This window comes from Streptomyces sp. NPDC029956 (assembly GCF_055574655.1).
On sequence record NZ_JBVHZJ010000054.1, the window covers coordinates 41,886 to 58,834 of the forward strand.

At 69.5% G+C, this 16,949-nt stretch carries 15 protein-coding genes; 3 read left to right on the top strand and 12 right to left on the bottom strand.

Annotated features, from left to right (window positions below; all coding sequences use genetic code 11):
• Window positions 1-27: 27 nt before the first annotated feature.
• From prcA to arc, 5 genes are all read right to left on the bottom strand, one after another.
• Window positions 28-780, bottom strand: a complete 753-nt coding sequence (prcA, locus tag ACZ4XX_RS31850; RefSeq protein WP_055598407.1) for a proteasome subunit alpha — start codon at window positions 778-780, stop codon at window positions 28-30.
• A 46-nt stretch (window positions 781-826) separates the two neighbouring features.
• Window positions 827-1,666, bottom strand: coding sequence for a proteasome subunit beta (gene prcB, locus ACZ4XX_RS31855; protein ID WP_468511335.1), 840 nt, complete (start codon window positions 1,664-1,666; stop codon window positions 827-829).
• A 160-nt stretch (window positions 1,667-1,826) separates the two neighbouring features.
• On the bottom strand, window positions 1,827-2,039 hold the full coding sequence (locus ACZ4XX_RS31860; protein ID WP_030315996.1) for a ubiquitin-like protein Pup: 213 nt from the start codon (window positions 2,037-2,039) through the stop codon (window positions 1,827-1,829).
• A gap of 159 nt (window positions 2,040-2,198) precedes the next feature.
• Window positions 2,199-3,710 carry a depupylase/deamidase Dop gene (gene dop / locus ACZ4XX_RS31865; protein ID WP_468511336.1) on the bottom strand — a complete coding sequence of 504 codons (1,512 nt, stop codon included), beginning with the start codon at window positions 3,708-3,710 and terminating at the stop codon, window positions 2,199-2,201.
• A gap of 182 nt (window positions 3,711-3,892) precedes the next feature.
• A complete protein-coding gene (gene arc / locus ACZ4XX_RS31870) occupies window positions 3,893-5,659 on the bottom strand; it encodes a proteasome ATPase (RefSeq protein WP_030315993.1) in 1,767 nt (588 codons plus the stop codon).
• Window positions 5,660-5,912: 253 nt separating this feature from the next.
• Here arc and ACZ4XX_RS31875 point away from each other — a divergent pair, with 253 nt between their 5' ends.
• Entirely contained in the window at window positions 5,913-6,224 is a 312-nt protein-coding gene (locus ACZ4XX_RS31875) for a ferredoxin (RefSeq protein ID WP_468511337.1), read from the top strand.
• 4 nt (window positions 6,225-6,228) lie between these two features.
• Here ACZ4XX_RS31875 and ACZ4XX_RS31880 read toward each other — a convergent pair whose 3' ends face one another.
• The 3 genes from ACZ4XX_RS31880 to ACZ4XX_RS31890 form a co-directional block, all read right to left on the bottom strand.
• A complete protein-coding gene (locus tag ACZ4XX_RS31880) occupies window positions 6,229-6,807 on the bottom strand; it encodes a hypothetical protein (protein ID WP_468511338.1) in 579 nt (192 codons plus the stop codon).
• Window positions 6,808-6,991: 184 nt separating this feature from the next.
• Window positions 6,992-7,879 (bottom strand): tRNA (adenine-N1)-methyltransferase, encoded by an 888-nt coding sequence (locus tag ACZ4XX_RS31885; RefSeq protein WP_015032448.1) that lies wholly within the window; start codon window positions 7,877-7,879, stop codon window positions 6,992-6,994.
• A gap of 18 nt (window positions 7,880-7,897) precedes the next feature.
• Window positions 7,898-9,031: a site-2 protease family protein gene (locus ACZ4XX_RS31890; protein ID WP_468511349.1), complete on the bottom strand. Its 1,134-nt coding sequence runs from the start codon at window positions 9,029-9,031 to the stop codon at window positions 7,898-7,900.
• 180 nt (window positions 9,032-9,211) lie between these two features.
• Here ACZ4XX_RS31890 and ACZ4XX_RS31895 point away from each other — a divergent pair, with 180 nt between their 5' ends.
• Both ACZ4XX_RS31895 and ACZ4XX_RS31900 read left to right on the top strand, forming a co-directional pair.
• A complete protein-coding gene (locus tag ACZ4XX_RS31895) occupies window positions 9,212-10,114 on the top strand; it encodes a RecB family exonuclease (protein WP_468511339.1) in 903 nt (300 codons plus the stop codon).
• A 42-nt stretch (window positions 10,115-10,156) separates the two neighbouring features.
• The gene (locus tag ACZ4XX_RS31900; RefSeq protein WP_468511340.1) at window positions 10,157-10,834 is read left to right on the top strand and encodes a response regulator; all 678 of its coding nucleotides are present in this window, start codon (window positions 10,157-10,159) and stop codon (window positions 10,832-10,834) included.
• A gap of 117 nt (window positions 10,835-10,951) precedes the next feature.
• On the opposite strand, the gene ACZ4XX_RS31905 is transcribed toward ACZ4XX_RS31900, so the two are convergent.
• From ACZ4XX_RS31905 to ACZ4XX_RS31920, 4 genes are all read right to left on the bottom strand, one after another.
• Window positions 10,952-12,532 carry an ABC transporter substrate-binding protein gene (locus tag ACZ4XX_RS31905; protein ID WP_468511341.1) on the bottom strand — a complete coding sequence of 527 codons (1,581 nt, stop codon included), beginning with the start codon at window positions 12,530-12,532 and terminating at the stop codon, window positions 10,952-10,954.
• 78 nt (window positions 12,533-12,610) lie between these two features.
• Complete coding sequence (locus ACZ4XX_RS31910; protein WP_468511342.1) at window positions 12,611-14,200, bottom strand: ABC transporter substrate-binding protein; 1,590 nt, start codon at window positions 14,198-14,200, stop codon at window positions 12,611-12,613.
• Window positions 14,201-14,712: 512 nt separating this feature from the next.
• Window positions 14,713-15,411, bottom strand: a complete 699-nt coding sequence (locus ACZ4XX_RS31915; protein ID WP_468511343.1) for an HAD family hydrolase — start codon at window positions 15,409-15,411, stop codon at window positions 14,713-14,715.
• A 278-nt stretch (window positions 15,412-15,689) separates the two neighbouring features.
• The coding region (locus tag ACZ4XX_RS31920) for a vitamin B12 dependent-methionine synthase activation domain-containing protein (protein WP_468511344.1) at window positions 15,690-16,949 on the bottom strand (1,260 nt) is incomplete at its 5' end.

Here is a 16,949-nt window from a genome sequence, read left to right on the forward strand (position 1 = left end):
GACCGGGGCCCCTCCGGGCGGTGCCGACTACTCCTCGGGAGCCTCGTCCGAGGGCTCGTCCGTCTTCGCCACCGCCGCGTTGTCCGCCTCCAGGAGACGCGACAGCTGACGGCCGACGATCCGCTTGAACTTGCGCTGCTGCGGCCGCGTACGGTCCAGGACCGCGACCTCCAGGCGCTCCGCGGGGATCTCCCGCTCGCTGCCGTTGGTGTCCCGCGAGAGCGCCTGCACGGCCAGCCTCAGGGCCTCGGCCAGGGACATGCCGTCCCGGTGCCGCTGGTCCAGGAAGGAACCGATCTGCTCGGCGTTCCCGCCGACCGCGACCGAGCCGTGCTCGTCCACGATCGAGCCGTCGTGCGGCAGCCGGTAGATCTGGTCGCCCGACGGCTCCGTGCCGACCTCGGCGACGACCAGCTCCACCTCGTACGGCTTCTCCCCCGCGCTGGAGAAGATCGTGCCCAGCGTCTGGGCGTAGACGTTGGCCAGGCCGCGCGCGGTCACGTCGTCCCGGTCGTAGGTGTAGCCCCGCAGGTCGGCGTAGCGCACGCCGCCGATGCGGAGGTTCTCGTACTCGTTGTACTTGCCGGCGGCCGCGAAGCCGATCCGGTCGTAGATCTCGCTGAACTTGTGCAGCGCGCGGGACGGGTTCTCACCGACGAAGACGATTCCGTCGGTGTACTGGAGGACGACAAGGCTGCGGCCTCGGGCGATGCCCTTGCGGGCGTACTCCGCCCGGTCGGCCATGGCCTGCTGGGGTGAGACGTAGAACGGAGTGGACACCGGCGGTCCGTCCCTTTCTTCTGGGCTTCAGTCGGGCGACGAGTGGTCAGAGCAGGGCGGCGCGGGGCCCGTCGGGCTCCTCGAGACGCCGCTCGGTGACCGACCGGGCCAGCGCGGAGGACTCGTCCTCCGTGAGCCTGCGGTAGCCCTCGTCCGTGATGACCGTGACGATCGGGAAGATCCGGCGTGCCATGTCCGGACCGCCGGTCGCCGAGTCGTCGTCCGCCGCGTCGTAGAGCGCCTGCACGACCAGCGTGGTGGCCTCCTGCTCGGTCAGGTCGGCGCGGTACAGCTTCTTCATCGAGCCGCGCGCGAAGATCGAGCCGGAGCCGGTGGCGGCGTACCCGTGCTCCTCGGAGCGGCCGCCGGTCACGTCGTAGGAGAAGATCCGGCCCTTCTCCTTGCCCTCGTCCCAGCCCGCGAAGAGCGGGACGACGGCGAGCCCCTGCATGGCCATGCCGAGGTTGCCCCGGATCATGGTGGAGAGGCGGTTCGCCTTGCCCTCCAGGGAGAGCGTGACGCCCTCCACCTTCTCGAAGTGCTCCAGCTCCAGCTGGAACAGCTTGACCATCTCCACGGCGAGGCCGGCGGTGCCGGCGATGCCCACGGCGGAGTACTCGTCGGCAGGGAAGACCTTCTCGATGTCCCGCTGCGCGATCATGTTTCCCATGGTGGCCCGCCGGTCACCGGCGAGCACGACCCCGCCGGGGAACGTGGCCGCCACGATGGTCGTCCCGTGCGGGGCCTCGACGGCCCCCTGGGGCAGCTTCCGCCCGCCCGGCAACGTCTCCGGCGAGTGGTCCGCCAGGAAGTCGATGAACGAGGACGAGCCCGGCGTCAGGAAGGCCGCCGGCAGACGCCCGGTGCTACGAGGGTTGGCTTCCACGCGATTCCTTCCGGGTGGGAGATTCGGCCCGCCGTGGGAAGCGCCGGCCGATCTTGGTTGCTGTGCACGGACCTTACCCGTGCCACCGCTTGTCATCCGTCCCCGGGCCCACGGCTTTCGCCGGGGCTCCGGGGACGGGGACGACAGACGCGCCGTGCGGCTACTCGCCGCCCTTCTGCACAAACGACCGAACGAAGTCCTCGGCGTTCTCCTCGAGGACGTCGTCGATCTCGTCCAGGACGGAGTCCACGTCGTCGCTCAGCTTCTCCTGGCGCTCCTGGAGGTCGGAGCTCGCCTCCGTGGTGGTCTCCTCGACCTCCTCCGTGGAACGCGTCGCCTTCTGCTGTCCGCCGCCGGTGTCCTTGGTCGCCATATCCCTCACCCCGCTCGAATCGGCCCGCTCGGTTGAGTCCGTACAAGATCAGACCCTATAGGGCGGGTCCGACTTCGGCCCCGCAGTTTCGACAACGCCCGGGCACTGATTCCATGATTCCCAGTGCCGGGGTATTTCAGGCCCCCGCGGGGCCCCCGATCAGCCGCCGGACAGGACCCGCACCAGTTCCTCCGCCGTCCTGCAGCGGTCCAGGAGCGACTTCACGTGGGCTTTGGTGCCCCGCAGCGGCTCCAGGGTGGGGACGCGCTGGAGCGAGTCCCTGCCGGGCAGGTCGAAGATCACCGAGTCCCAGGAGGCCGCCGCGACGTCGTCGGCGTACTGCTCCAGGCACCGGCCCCGGAAGTAGGCCCGGGTGTCCTCCGGAGGGGCCGTCTCGGCCCGCTCCACCGCGGTCTCGTCCAGGAGCCGCTTCATGCGCCCGCGGGCCACCAGCCGGTTGTAGAGGCCCTTCTCGGGGCGCACGTCCGCGTACTGGAGGTCCACCAGGTGCAGCCGGGCGGCGTCCCAGTCCAGGTTGTCCCGGCGCCGGTAGCCCTCCATGAGCTCCCGCTTGGCGACCCAGTCGAGCTCGCCGGCCAGGCTCATGGGGTCGTTCTCGAGCCGGTTGAGGGTGTCCTCCCAGCGGATCAGGACGTCCTTGGTCTGTTCGTCGGCGTCGACCCCGTACCGCTCCTCCACGTACTTCCTGGCCAGCTCGAAGTACTCCATCTGGAGCTGCACCGCGGTGAGTGTCCGGCCGCTGCGCAGCGTGATCAGGTACTGGAGGGTCGGATCGTGCGAGACCTGGTGGAGGGTCCGTACCGGCTGGTCGACGGCGAGGTCGACGGTGATGAAGCCGTCCTCGATCATCGACAGGACGAGGGCGGTGGTGCCCAGCTTGAGGTAGGTCGAGATCTCCGAGAGGTTCGCGTCGCCGATGATCACGTGCAGCCGGCGGTACCTCTCGGCGTCGGCGTGCGGCTCGTCACGGGTGTTGATGATCGGCCGCTTGAGCGTGGTCTCCAGGCCGACCTCGACCTCGAAGTAGTCGGCGCGCTGGCTGATCTGGAAGCCGTCCTCCCGGCCGTCCTGGCCGATGCCGACCCGTCCCGCGCCGGTCACGACCTGACGGGAGACGAAGAAGGGGGTCAGGTGGCGCACGATGTCCGAGAAGGGGGTCTCCCGCTTCATCAGGTAGTTCTCGTGCGTGCCGTAGGAGGCGCCCTTGTTGTCGGTGTTGTTCTTGTAGAGGTGGATCGGCTGGGCTCCGGGGAGCTGGGCGGCCCGTTCGGCGGCCTCCGCCATGATCCGCTCGCCGGCCTTGTCCCAGAGGACGGCGTCGAGCGGGTTGGTGACCTCGGGCGAGCTGTACTCGGGGTGGGCGTGGTCCACGTAGAGGCGTGCGCCGTTGGTGAGGATCACGTTGGCCAGACCGATGTCCTCGTCGGTGAGCTGGCTGGAGTCGGCCACCTCGCGGGCGAGGTCGAAGCCGCGGGCGTCCCGCAGCGGATTCTCCTCCTCGAAGTCCCAGCGGGCGCGGCGCGCCCGGTGCATCGCCGCCGCGTAGGCGTTGACGATCTGGGACGAGGTGAGCATGGCATTGGCGTTCGGGTGTCCCGGGACGGAGATCCCGTACTCCGTCTCGATGCCCATTACTCGCCGTACGGTCATGCGGCCCTCCTTGCCCGGCGGCGCTCACTGTGCGCGACTCGGCGGGTACCGATGAGCCTAGAGCGGCTCCGCGCTGGTGGGGAGATCAGTTGCGTATTTCCCTGTGATGCCGGGGGAAATGCTGGATGGAATGCGACGGCTGCGGATGCCCGGTTTCCGGACATCCGCAGCCGGTGGGCGTTTTACAGGTACTGACCGGTATTGGCCACCGTGTCGATGGAGCGCCCGGTGTCCGCGCCCTGCTTTCCGGTGACGAGGGTGCGGATGAACACGATCCGCTCGCCCTTCTTTCCGGAGATCCGGGCCCAGTCGTCGGGGTTGGTGGTGTTGGGCAGGTCCTCGTTCTCCTTGAACTCGTCCACGCACGCCTGGAGGAGGTGGGAGACCCGGATGCCCTTCTGGTTGTGGTCGAGGAAGGCCTTGATGGCCATCTTCTTGGCCCGGTCGACGATGTTCTGGATCATCGCGCCGGAGTTGAAGTCCTTGAAGTAGAGGACTTCCTTGTCGCCGTTGGCGTACGTGACTTCGAGGAAGCGGTTCTCCTCGGATTCGGCGTACATCTGCTCGACGACGGACTGGATCATTCCGTGGGCGGCCGCCGCCTTGGAGCCGCTGTGCTCGGAGATGTCGTCCGAGTGGAGCGGCAGGGTGGCGGTGAGGTACTTCGCGAAGATGTCCTTCGCGGCCTCGGCGTCCGGACGCTCGATCTTGATCTTGACGTCGAGCCGGCCGGGTCGCAGGATCGCGGGGTCGATCATGTCCTCGCGGTTGGAGGCGCCGATGACGATGACGTTCTCCAGGCCCTCCACACCGTCGATCTCGGCGAGCAGCTGGGGGACGATGGTGTTCTCCACGTCCGAGCTGACACCGGATCCGCGGGTGCGGAAGAGGGATTCCATCTCGTCGAAGAAGACGATGACGGGGGTGCCCTCGCTCGCCTTCTCCCGGGCACGCTGGAAGACGAGGCGGATGTGCCGCTCGGTCTCACCGACGTACTTGTTGAGGAGCTCGGGGCCCTTGATGTTGAGGAAGTAGGACTTCCCCGCGGGCTGGCCGGTCACCTCGGCGACCTTCTTGGCCAGGGAGTTGGCCACGGCCTTCGCGATCAGCGTCTTGCCGCAGCCGGGCGGGCCGTAGAGCAGGATGCCCTTGGGCGGCCGCAGTTCGTGCTCCTTGAAGAGGTCCGGGTAGAGGTAGGGGAGCTCGACCGCGTCCCTGATCAGCTCGATCTGGTTGCCCAGGCCGCCGATCTTGGTGTAGTCGACGTCCGGGACCTCTTCCAGAACGAGCTCTTCGACCTCGCTCTTGGGGACCACCTCGTACACGTAGCCGGACCTGGAGTCGAGCAGCAGGGCGTCGCCGGGGCGGATGGTGACGTCCAGCAGAGGCTCGGCGAGCCTCACCACCCGCTCCTCGTCGGTGTGCCCGACCACCAGGGCGCGCTCGCCGTCCTCGAGGATCTCCTTGAGGGTGACGATGTCCCCGGCACGCTCGAACTCCATGGCCTCGACCACGTTGAGCGCTTCGTTGAGCATGACTTCCTGGCCGCGCTTGAGCTCTTCGAGCTCGATGCTCGGGCTGACGTTCACCCGGAGCTTGCGGCCCCCGGTGAAGATGTCGCACGTGCCGTCCTCATTGGCCTGCAGGAAGACACCGAAGCCGGCCGGCGGCTGCGCGAGCCGGTCGACTTCCTCCTTGAGGGCCACGATCTGGTCGCGGGCCTCACGGAGTGTGTTCGCCAGTCGTTCGTTCTGCGCGGACACGCCGGCCAGGCTGGTCTGCAGCTCGACGATCCGCTCTTCGAGAATCCTCGTGTGTCGCGGAGAGTCGGCGAGCTTGCGGCGCAGGACGGCGATTTCCTGCTCGAGATAGGCAACCTGGCCGGCGGGGTCTTCAGACCCCCGCCCCGGCCGGATGCCGCGGTTGATGTCGTCGTCGTGGGCTGCCACGGTCCTCACCTCCTCCAAGGGGAGCTGGACGCTTCCTGACCCTACCTGCGTGGGTGGTGATTGAAACCCCTAGATCAAAAAGACTCCGAGGTGTGTCCGATCTTCACCCTTGCGCTTCCCCTGTCGACAGGGGAATACCCACCCTGCGCTGGTTGAAAGCGGGCGGTTGTATCGTCGTCTTGGGCCAACACCCGTCAGAGGTGGCCCGACTTACCCGCGAGAAGCGACACGAGAAGCAGAAACGGCAGGAGATATGACCGTGCAGCACGAGGCTCCGTCCACGGGCGCCGCAGAGGCGCTGGAGGTCTGGATCGACCAGGACCTGTGCACCGGGGACGGGATCTGCGCGCAGTACGCTCCCGAGGTCTTCGAGCTGGACATCGACGGGCTCGCTTATGTGAAGAGCGCCGACGACGAGCTCCTCCAGGACGCCGGCGCCACGACGCCGGTCCCGCTGACGCTGCTCCAGGACGTGGTGGACTCGGCGAAGGAGTGCCCGGGCGACTGCATCCATGTGCGCCGGGTCACGGACAAGGTCGAGGTGTACGGCCCCGACGCCGACTGACGGCTCAGACGCTGCGTGCTTCGGCCTGTCCGGTGCGCACGAAGGCGCCGCTCTTCCAGCCCCAGCTGACCTGCTCCTTCTCGTCGGGGCAGCAGCTGGGGACCTCGGGGGACGAGTAGCCGAGCAGGGTGGCGTGCACCGCTCCGTCGCGTACGGAGAAGTCGGTGACGCTCTTGAGGTCCTCGGGCGCGACGAGGGTGGCGACCACGCGCGCGGGTGCGCCGGCCTCCTTGCCGCGGGTGAGGACGTAGACGCCGCTCGGCGGTGTGCCGGAGCCGGCTTCGCAGTGCACGACCGCAACGGTCTCGGGGTTCCCGTCCCCGTCGAGGTCTCCGGACGCCCGCTTCGCGACCTTGTGGGGCGCTCCCCCGCAGTCCAGGGGGTAGGCGACGCCGGCGGCCTCGGGGGCCGGTGCGGGGCTCGGTGCCGTGGCCCGGGTCGCGGTGGCTCCGGCGGGGCCGGGCTGGAGCAGGCCGGCCAGGGCGACGACCGCGGCGGTGGCGGTGGCGGTGGCGAGCCAGTGGGCCGGCCGGGCGTGGGTGTGTGCGAGGTCCGCGAGGTCCGGGGCGGCGGAGGGCTGCACGCGAGACGTCTCCTGTGGGGGTGGTGCGGCGGGTTTCCGGCATCGTGCCACACGTCACAGGGGGACGGAACCGTCGGGGTCGGCCTCGTGGGGTCCCGGTGCCCGCCGAACATGAGGACGCCGCCGTCGAGTTCCCTGCGGTGGGCGGGGAACTCGACGGCGGCGCGCCGTGGGTGTCGGGACGTCAGCCCTTGTTGGGGCCTTCGTAGTCCTCGCCGTAGGCGCCCTTGGCGGGGCGGCGGCGGCGCATCGGGGGCTCGACGCCGTCCGCGAGGCGGCGGGCGGTGACGAGGAAGCCGGTGTGGCCGATCATGCGGTGATCGGGTCGGACGGCGAGGCCCTCGACGTGCCAGTTGCGGATCATGGATTCCCAGGGCTGCGGCTCGGCGTAGCAGCCGAACTCGCGGATGGACTCCACGGTGCGGGCGAGCTGGGTGGTGGTCGCCACGTAGCAGCAGAGGATGCCGCCGGGGACGAGTGCCTTGGAGACGGCCTCCAGGCACTCCCAGGGGGCGAGCATGTCCAGGATGACGCGGTCGACGTCGGTGTCGGACAGGTTGTCCTGGAGGTCGCCGACGGTCAGCTGCCACGCGGGGTGGGGGCCGCCGAAGTAGCGTTCGACGTTGCCCTTCGCGATCTCGGCGAAGTCCTCGCGGCGCTCGTAGGAGTGCAGCATGCCGCTGTCTCCGATGGCGCGCAGGAGGAAGCTGCTCAGCGAGCCCGAGCCCACTCCCGCTTCCACGACGCGGGCGCCGGGGAAGATGTCGGCGAAGGCCAGGATCTGCCCCGCGTCCTTGGGGTAGACCACGGCGGCGCCGCGGGGCATGGACAGGACGTAGTCGGGGAGCAGGGGGCGCAGCGCGAGGTAGGCGACGTTTCCGGTGGTGCGGACAACGCTGCCCTCGGGGGCGCCGATCAGTTCGTCGTGCGGGAAAGAACCCTTGTGGGTGTGGAAGTTCTTTCCCTCTTCGAGCGTGAACGTGTAGTGACGGCCCTTGGGGTCGGTCAGCTGAACCTGGTCCCCGACCTTGAAGGGCCCGCGTCGGCGGGCGGCACCGGTCGGTTCGGACATGTGACCAGAGTACAAGGACTAGGAGGAGGGTCGTGCCATGGCCTGGACGAAGGCGCGCTCGACGTCGGTGGTGGAGAGGACCCCGTAGATCTCGCCGGTGTCCTCGACGACGAGGTACTCGGTGGCCGGGCTGGCGCGGAGGTGGTCGAGGAGGGGCTGGCCGGTGAGTTCGGCGGGGACGCGCATGCCGTCGGTGAGGTCCTGGGAGAGGGTGCTGACGGCGACCCAGGGGCGGCGGTGTTCGGGGACGGCGGCGATCGCGGCCTCGCGGACGATGCCGGTGGGGTCGCCGCCGCCGTCGACGACGACGAGGGCGCGGGCGCCCGCCTCGTTGGCGCGGCGGAGGGCCTCGGAGAGGGGGGTGACGGGCTCGACGGGGATGGCGCGGCGGGTGAGGCTGCGGGCGCGGAGCTCGGGGAGGTGTTCGCGGAGGCGGGCCATGCGGAGGCTGTTGCCGGCGCCGGTCCAGATGATGGCGGCGAGGATCGCGGCGAGCAGGGCGTCGGTGACGGTGTTGAGGCCGCTGATGTTCTCGGTGGAGTTGCCGAGGAGGCCGGTGCGGGTGAGCAGGGGCAGCCCGACGAGGACGAGGACGGCGAGGGCGCGGCCGACCCAGGCGGCGGCGATGGTGCCGCTCATGGGCTTGCCGGTGATCTTCCAGACGACGGCGCGGAGCATGCGGCCGCCGTCGAGGGGGAGTCCGGGGAGCAGGTTGAAGATCGCGACGATGAGGTTGGAGATCATCAGGCCGGCGAGGAGGACGCCGGGGACGGTGCCGGGCTCGACGGCGTACATCGAGAGATAGAACACGCCTGCGAGGACGAGGGAGAGGAGGGGGCCGACGAAGGCGAGGACGAATTCGCGGCCGGGGGTCTCGGTCTCCTTCTCGATCTCGGAGACGCCGCCGAAGAACTGGAGCTGGATGCGGCGCACCGGGAGTTTGAAGCGGAGCGCGGCGATGGTGTGGGCCAGTTCGTGGACGAGCACGGAGGCGTAGAAGGCGACGGCGAAGAAGAGGGAGACGAGGTAGCGGGCGGCGCCGAGTTCGGGCAGGACGCGCTCGATCTGGTCGCCGAAGACCCAGGTGATGAGGGCGGCGACGAGGAACCAGCTGGGGGCGACGTAGACGGGCACGCCGAAGGGGCGGCCCATGAGGATGCCGCCGCCGGGCTCCTCGGTCCGCTGCGGCTTGGGCTCGTCCTGGTTCACGGGTTCCTTTCGTCGCGGAGGGTGACCCACGTCGGTGTGTCACGGTTCGATCATGCAGTGCGACGGGGTCCCAGGTCGATGGTATTCCGCTCGCTGTCGGTGGCGGGTCGTAGGGTCTTCGTCATGAGTACGAGCGAGCAGGTGCCGGCGGAGCCCCGGGCGCCCATGTCGTTGTCGCCTTCGCGGGCGAGCGATTTCATGCAGTGTCCGCTGCTGTACCGGTTCCGGGTGATCGACCGGCTGCCGGAGAAGCCGAGCGAGGCGGCGACGCGGGGGACGCTGGTGCACGCGGTGCTCGAGCGGCTCTTCGACGATCCGGCGGTGGAGCGGACGGTTCCGCGGGCGCGGGCGATGGTTCCGGGGCAGTGGGACCGGCTCCTGGAGTCGAAGCCGGAGCTGGGTGAGCTGTTCGCCGAGGATCCGGAGGGCGAGCGGCTCGCGGGCTGGCTGGGTGAGGCGGAGCGGCTGGTCGAGCGGTGGTTCACGCTGGAGGATCCGACGCGTCTCGAGCCCGCCGAGCGGGAGCTGTTCGTGGAGACGGAGCTGGATTCGGGGCTGCGGTTGCGCGGTGTGATCGACCGGATCGATGTGGCTCCGTCGGGTGACGTGCGGATCGTCGACTACAAGACGGGCAAGGCGCCGCGGCCGGAGTACCGGGACGGCGCGCTGTTCCAGATGACGTTCTACGCGCTGGTGGTGTGGCGGCTGAGGCAGGTGATCCCGCGGCGGCTGCAGCTGGTGTATCTGGGCAGCGGGGAGGTGCTGACGTACGACCCGGTGGAGGCGGATCTGCTGCGGGTGGAGCGGAAGCTGCTGGCGCTGTGGGACGCGATCCGGCTGGCGACGGAGACGGGCGACTGGCGGCCGCGGCCGACGAAGCTGTGCGGCTGGTGCGATCACCAGGCGGTGTGTCCGGAGTTCGGGGGGACTCCCCCGGTCTATCCGCTGAAGATCGTTCCCGCGCGCCCGCCGGAGTCGGGCGATTCGGCGCAGGGCAGAATGGGGCTGGCCCCGCCGGCGCCGTAGTGCCGGTGTACCTCGTGAGCTCAGCCCCGTGAAGGAGCCCTTGTGACGATCCGCGTCCTCTTGGTCGACGATCAGCCGCTGCTGCGCACCGGCTTCCGGATGATTCTGGAGGCGGAGCAGGACATCGCGGTGGTGGGTGAGGCCGGGGACGGTCTCCAGGCTCAGGACCAGGTGCGGGCGCTGCAGCCGGACGTGGTGCTGATGGACATCCGGATGCCGCGGATGGACGGGGTGGAGGCGACCCGGCAGATCACGGGTCCCGGGCGGGACGGCCCGGCGAAGGTGCTGGTGCTGACGACCTTCGATCTCGACGAGTACGTGGTGGAGGCGCTGCGGGCGGGGGCGAGCGGTTTCCTCCTGAAGGACGCCCCGGCGAACGAGCTGGTGCAGGCGATCCGGGTGGTGGCGGCCGGTGAGGCGATGCTGGCGCCGTCGATCACGCGCCGGCTGCTCGACAAGTACTCGGCGCATCTGCCGACGGGCGAGGAGCAGATGCCGGACACGCTGAGCACCTTGACGGACCGTGAGGTCGAGGTGCTGAAGCTGGTGGCGCGGGGCCTGTCGAACGCGGAGATCGCGGCGGACCTGTTCGTCAGCGAGACGACGGTGAAGACGCATGTGGGTCATGTGCTGACGAAGCTGGGCCTCCGGGACCGGGTGCAGGCCGCGGTGTACGCGTACGAGAGCGGTCTGGTGCGGCCGGGGGCCAACGGCCAGTAGTCCTCGGCGGCCGCGGCGGGCAGTCGGCCCCGGCGGGGTACGACGGAGCGGTGACGACGGGAGGGGCCCGGTGCGCGTGATGCGCGCCGGGCCCCTCCTGTCGTGTCCGGGGGCGGGTCAGCCCTTGCGGATCTCCCAGAAGCGGAAGACCGTCGAGGCGTCGAGGGTCCATTCGAGGCCCGTGACGTCCTGGCGGGCGACGGCGTACTGCTTGCCCTGCCAGAGCGGCAGGAGGGGCAGCTGCTCGGCGACGATGTCCTGGAGCTTGCCGTACTCGTCGGCGGTGGCGGCGCGGTCCGGGGCGGCGGCGGTCTTCGGGAGGAGGCTGCCGGTGATGGTGGCGTTCTCGTAGTGGTTGCCGAGGACGTTGCCCTCGCCGAAGAACGGGGTGGTGAAGTTGTCGGCGTCGGGGTAGTCGGGGACCCAGCCCTTGACGTAGACGCCGTACTTGCCGGCCGCGATGTCCTTCTCGTACTGCTCGTAGGCGACGGACTGGACGTCGGCGTCGAAGAGTCCGCTGGCGTTGAGCTGCTCGGCGATGGCCTTGAGCTCCTGGTCGGTGGACGGGCCGTAGCGGCTGGGCGTGGACCAGAGGGTGAGCTTCACCTTGTCGGTGATGCCGGCGGCACGCAGGGCCTTCTTCGCCTTGGCCTTGTCGGGGGTGCCGTAGGTGTCGTAGAAGGCGGTGTTGTGTCCGGCGATGCCGGCCGGGACGATCGAGTACAGCGGCGTGGCCGTCGACTTGTAGACGCCTTCGACGAGGGCCTCGCGGTCGACGAGGTGGGCGATGGCCTGGCGGACGCCGAGCTTGCCGGCGACCGGGTCCTTCATGTTGAAGACGAGGTGCTGGACCTCGGCGCTGCTGCCCTGGACGACCTCGATGCCCTTGTCGTCCGTGGTGTCGGAGGTCTCGAGGGTCGCGATGTCCTCGGCGGAGAGGCCACGGTAGGCGACGTCGACGTCTCCGTCGGTGAGGGCCTTGGCGAGGGCGGAGCGGTCGCCGCCGTAGAGCTTGAGGGTGATGGCGTCGCTCTTGAGCTGCGCGGTGCCCTTGTAGCCGGGGTTGGCGGAGAAGGTGGCCTCGGTCTCGCCGAAGGAGTCCAGCTTGTAGGGGCCGGAGCCGGTGGCCTTGCCGTCGGTGCGCAGGGCGTCGGCGGGGTACTCGCGGTGGTCGACGATGGAGCCGGCGCCGGAGGCGATCTTGCTGGGGAAGGTGGCGTCGGGGACCTTGAGGTGGAAGACGACGGTCTTCTCGTCCGGGGTCTCGATGCTCTTGATCGTGGCCAGCAGCGGCGCGGGGCCCGAGGGGTCGGCGATCTTGAGGGCGCGCTCGAAGGAGAACTTGACGTCCTCCGAGGTGAGCTTGTTGCCGTTGGAGAAGGTGAGGCCGTCGCGCAGGGTGCAGCTGTACACGGTGCTGCCGGTGGCGAAGCCGCACTTGTCGGCGGCCTCGGGCTCGGGCTCGGAGCCGCCCTTGGGGAAGGCCAGCAGGGACTGGAAGACGTTGTTGAACAGCAGCCACGAGCCGGGGTCGTAGCCGGCCGCCGGGTCGGTGGCGACGATCTCGTCGGACATGCCGACGCGTATGCCGTCGCCGGAGCCGCCCGAGCCGCCCTGCTCGGTGCCGCAGCCGCTGAGGAGGGCGGCGGACAGACCGGCGGCGAGGGGGGCCGTCAGCCACTTGTTGTGCGTCTTCACAGAACGTGCCTCGTGATCTCTTGTCAGGCCGGCCGCGCGCGGGTGCGCGGCCGGTGTAACCGATCCAGTCGACGGGGGTTATGCGGTACCGCGGCCCAGTTCCCAGAGCAGGAGGTCGGAGGACGTGTTGAGGGCGTACTCGACTCCGTTGAGGTCGTCGCGCGCGGCGACGTACTGCTTGCCCTGCCACAGGGGCAGGACGGGTACGTCCTCGGCGACGATCTTCTGGATCTGGTTGAAGACGGGGCTCGCGGCGGTGCGGTCGGCCTGGCGGCGCGAGCGCGGGATGAGCTGGTCGCGGACGACCTTGTTCACGTACGGGGTGTTGAGGAAGTTGTCGCTGTCGAGGAACGGCGCGATGTAGTTGTCCGGGTCCGGGTAGTCCGGGAACCAGCCGAGTCCGTAGACGGCGTAGTCGCCGCGCTTCTGGGCGGTGCGGAACGTCGACCACTCGGCGCCCTGGACGGTGACGTCGAAGAGCTCGCTGGAGACGAGCTGCTTCTTGAGCGCGTCGAACTCCTCGGCGGTCTCGGCGCCGTAGTGGTCGGTGGTGTAGTTCAGCGTCAGCTTGACCGGGGTCTTGACGCCTGCGTCCTTGAGGAGCTTGGCGGCGCGGGCCTGGTCGGGCTCGCCGTACGCGTCGAAGAAGGGGGTGGTGTGGCCGGTGATGCTGGAGGGGATCAGCGAGTACAGCGGCTCGGCGGTGGTCCCGTAGACCCGGTTGACGAGCGCGCCGCGGTCGACGACGGCGGCCATGGCCTGGCGGACGGCCTTCTCCTGGACGGCAGGGGCCTTGGTGTTGAAGCCGAGGTAGCGGATCTCGAGGCCGGGGACCTCGATGACCTCGATGCCCTCCTTGGGCGTCTCGGTGAGGTCCTTGATCTGCTTCCGGGACAGGGAGCGGGCCATCATGTCGATGTCGTCGCTCTCGAGGGCCCGGCCCATGGTGCCGGCGTCGGCGTAGGGGCGCAGCTCGACCTTCTCGTTGCGCAGGGTGATGTCGCCCTTGTAGGCCGCGTTCCTGGTGAAGACGAAGCGGGTGGCCTTGTCGCCCTCGCGCTCGACCTTCATGGTGTACGGGCCCGAGCCGTCGACGTCGAAGCCGTCGCGGAGCTTTCCGGCCTCGTACTTGTCCTTGCTGAGGATGCCGGCGACCGGGGTGGAGAGCTTGTACGGGAAGGTCGCGTCGGGGGTCTTCAGGTGGAAGACGACCTCGTCGGTGCCCTTGGTCTCGATGGTGTCGATGTTCGAGAGGAGGGCGGCGGTGCCGTTGTCCGACTTGATCTTCAGCACGCGCTCGATGGAGAACTTGACGTCCTCGGCGGTGATCGCGGTGCCGTCGGCGAAGGTGAGGCCGGCGCGCAGCTTGCAGCGGTAGCTCTCGCTGGCCTTGTCGGAGAATCCGCAGTTCTCGGCGGCCTCGGGGACGGGCTCGCCGCTGTCGCGGGGCACGTGCATCAGGGTCTGCACGGTCTGCCGGAGGATGTTCCACGCGCCGGTGTCGTAGGCGAAGGCCGGGTCGAGAGGCGCGGGGGCGTCTGCGGTGGCGATGAACTGGTCCGTGGTGCCGACGACGATCGCTCCGCCTTCCTCCGCACCGCCGCAGGCGGCGAGCAGGGGGGCGAGCAGTCCGGCCACGGCCGGCAGCACCAGGGTCTTGCGGTTCATCAGGGACGATCTCCTCATCCGGCACTGGGATACAGCGGTCAGTGGAACTCCGCCGCCGGCCGCCCGGTCTGGGCGGGAGCGATCGGGCCGGGTGTTGCGATCGGTCCTGTGTTCACGGCGACTTGGGTGTGCGCCGGTGCACGCGGGTTATGCGGCGAAGTACTCGCGAAAGATTAGTGGGCGGCGCCGCTATTGCCTGACCACGGGCGCCGGTGGGGGTAATCGCACAGTGATCATGAATACGAGCGGCTCGATAGTCATGCGCCGGATGATGCGGACGGTCGCGATCGAATCGGGACACATGGGGGCGCCGAAACACGCCCTAATCGGGCAGGGAACACAGGAAGGCCACCCACCGTCCGGCACTCTGCGTGACCAAGGTCACGCAGAGGCCTTTTCGGCGAATGGCCTGATCGTTTTCTCCGGGCGTTCCCCGGGTGCACCACGGGTGTCTCCCCGGGGCTCCTCCCGGGCGAAATCACATTCCGCCCGGGGGGAAGCTCAGATAAAGCTCAGATACCGGTGATCAATGTGCGGAGGAAGGGCACGTCGACCTCTTCGAGGGAGCGCACGACGACCCGGCCCGGGGAGGCTGCGATCGGGGCGACCGAGGGCACCGCGACGACCCGGCAGCCGGCCGCCTCCGCGGCCGCCACACCGGTCGCGGTGTCCTCGATGACGGCGCAGAGCACGGGGTCGGCCCCGACCCCCTGGGCGGCCGTCAGATACGGCTCCGGGTGCGGCTTGGTCCGTACGACCTCGTCACCGGCGACGGTGAGCGCGAAGCGGTCGCGGCCGAGCGAGTGGAGGACCTTGTCGATGATCCGCCGGTGCGAGGCGGAGACCAGCGCGGTCGGGATGGAGTGCCGGGCCAGTTCGGCGAGGAGCCGCTCGGCACCGGGCATGAGGGGCACACCGCGCTCGATGCGCCGCTCGAACTTCTCGTTGAGCAGGACGGTCAGCTCGGCGAGGGTGATGTCGGCGCCGGTGGACTCGATGAGGTAGCCCGCGCTGCGCGTCATCGGGCCGCCCACGACGATGTCCCGCCAGGCCTCGTCCAGCCGGTGTCCGAGGTCGGCGAAGACCTCGACCTCCGCGTCCCACCAGAAGCCCTCCGTGTCGACGAGGGTCCCGTCCATGTCGAGGAAGACCGCCTGCAGGGCGGAGCTTCCGTTGGTACGGATCAGGGACGCAGGGACCGTACTGGTCATCCGGCACACCTCCATGGAGGGACGAGAAGGCCGGCCCCCCTCCCCGGTACGGGGAGGAAGACCGGCCTGCACTGGACCGACAAGTGTACGTCCGGATCACCGAAAGGGCGCGGATTTACCCGGGGGGTCCCTCCGGACGGCGTCCGGGGCCCTCGACGGAGCCCCGGGTGTCCCTGGACGCACCCGGGAAGGGTGCCCCGCGACCGGAGCCCCAGGGGTGCCCCGCGACGGGTCCGGCGGGGTGCACCGCGACGGGTCCGGCGGGGTGCACCGCCCCGTCACCGGGCGTTGAAGTACTTCGCCTCGGGGTGGTGGATCACGATGGCGTCGGTGGACTGCTCGGGGTGGAGCTGGAACTCCTCGGAGAGGTGCACGCCGATCCGCTCCGGACGCAGCAGCTCCGCGATCTTCGCGCGGTCCTCCAGGTCGGGGCAGGCGCCGTAGCCGAGGGAGAAGCGCGCGCCGCGGTACTTGAGGTCGAACATGTCCTCGACCGCGTCCGGGTCCTCGCCGCCGAAGCCGAGCTCGGCGCGGACACGGGCGTGCCAGTACTCGGCCATGGCCTCGGCCAGCTGGACGGAGAGGCCGTGCAGCTCCAGGTACTCGCGGTAGGAGTCGGACTCGAACAGCTTGGCGGTGGCCTCGCCGATCTTCGAGCCGACGGTGACGACCTGGAGGCCCACCACGTCGGTCTCGCCGGACTCCTCAGGACGGAAGAAGTCCGCGAGGCAGAGGCGGCGGCCACGGCGCTGGCGCGGGAAGGTGAAGCGGGTCCGCTCGTTGCCGTCGTCGTCGAGGATGATCAGGTCCTCGCCCTTGGAGACGCAGGGGAAGTAGCCGTAGACGACGGCCGCCTCCAGCAGGTTCTCGGTGTGCAGCTTGTCGAGCAGGCCACGCAGCCGCGGCCGGCCCTCGCTCTCGACGAGCTCCTCGTACGTGGCGCCGCCGACGCGGGCCTGCTTGAGGCCCCACTGGCCCTTGAAGAGGGCGCCCTCGTCGAGCCAGGAGGCGTAGTCCTTGAGCGGGATGCCCTTGACGACGCGGGTGCCCCAGAACGGCGGGGTGGGGACGGGGTTGTCGACGGCGACGTCGGACCGGCCGCCCGGCTCGTCCGCCTCCTCCACCTGGAGGACCGGCGTGTCCCGCTTGGGGACCCGGCGCTGCTTGAGCTCGGGGAGCTTGGCGCCGGGGACGCCGCGCTTGACGGCGACGAGGGCGTCCATGAGGCGCAGGCCCTCGAAGGCGTCACGGGCGTAGCGGACCTCGCCCTGGTAGATCTCGTGGAGGTCCTGTTCGACGTAGGCCCGGGTGAGGGCCGCGCCGCCGAGGATCACGGGGTACTTGGCGGCCAGCTCGCGCTGGTTCAGCTCCTCCAGGTTCTCCTTCATGATCACGGTGGACTTCACGAGGAGGCCGGACATGCCGATCACGTCGGCGCTGTGTTCCTCGGCGGCTTCGAGGATGGCGGAGACGGGCTGCTTGATGCCGATGTTGACGACGTTGTAGCCGTTGTTGGAGAGGATGATGTCGACGAGGTT

Coding starts and splice junctions, on each gene's coding strand:
- ACZ4XX_RS31915 (WP_468511343.1), bottom strand. CDS start 15,411: ATGACCAGTACGGTCCCTGCGTCCCTGATCCGTACCAACGGAAGCTCC.
- ACZ4XX_RS31875 (WP_468511337.1), top strand. CDS start 5,913: ATGACCGTGCAGCACGAGGCTCCGTCCACGGGCGCCGCAGAGGCGCTG.
- ACZ4XX_RS31895 (WP_468511339.1), top strand. CDS start 9,212: ATGAGTACGAGCGAGCAGGTGCCGGCGGAGCCCCGGGCGCCCATGTCG.
- dop (WP_468511336.1), bottom strand. CDS start 3,710: ATGACCGTACGGCGAGTAATGGGCATCGAGACGGAGTACGGGATCTCC.
- ACZ4XX_RS31910 (WP_468511342.1), bottom strand. CDS start 14,200: ATGAACCGCAAGACCCTGGTGCTGCCGGCCGTGGCCGGACTGCTCGCC.
- ACZ4XX_RS31860 (WP_030315996.1), bottom strand. CDS start 2,039: ATGGCGACCAAGGACACCGGCGGCGGACAGCAGAAGGCGACGCGTTCC.
- ACZ4XX_RS31890 (WP_468511349.1), bottom strand. CDS start 9,031: ATGGGCCGCCCCTTCGGCGTGCCCGTCTACGTCGCCCCCAGCTGGTTC.
- ACZ4XX_RS31885 (WP_015032448.1), bottom strand. CDS start 7,879: ATGTCCGAACCGACCGGTGCCGCCCGCCGACGCGGGCCCTTCAAGGTC.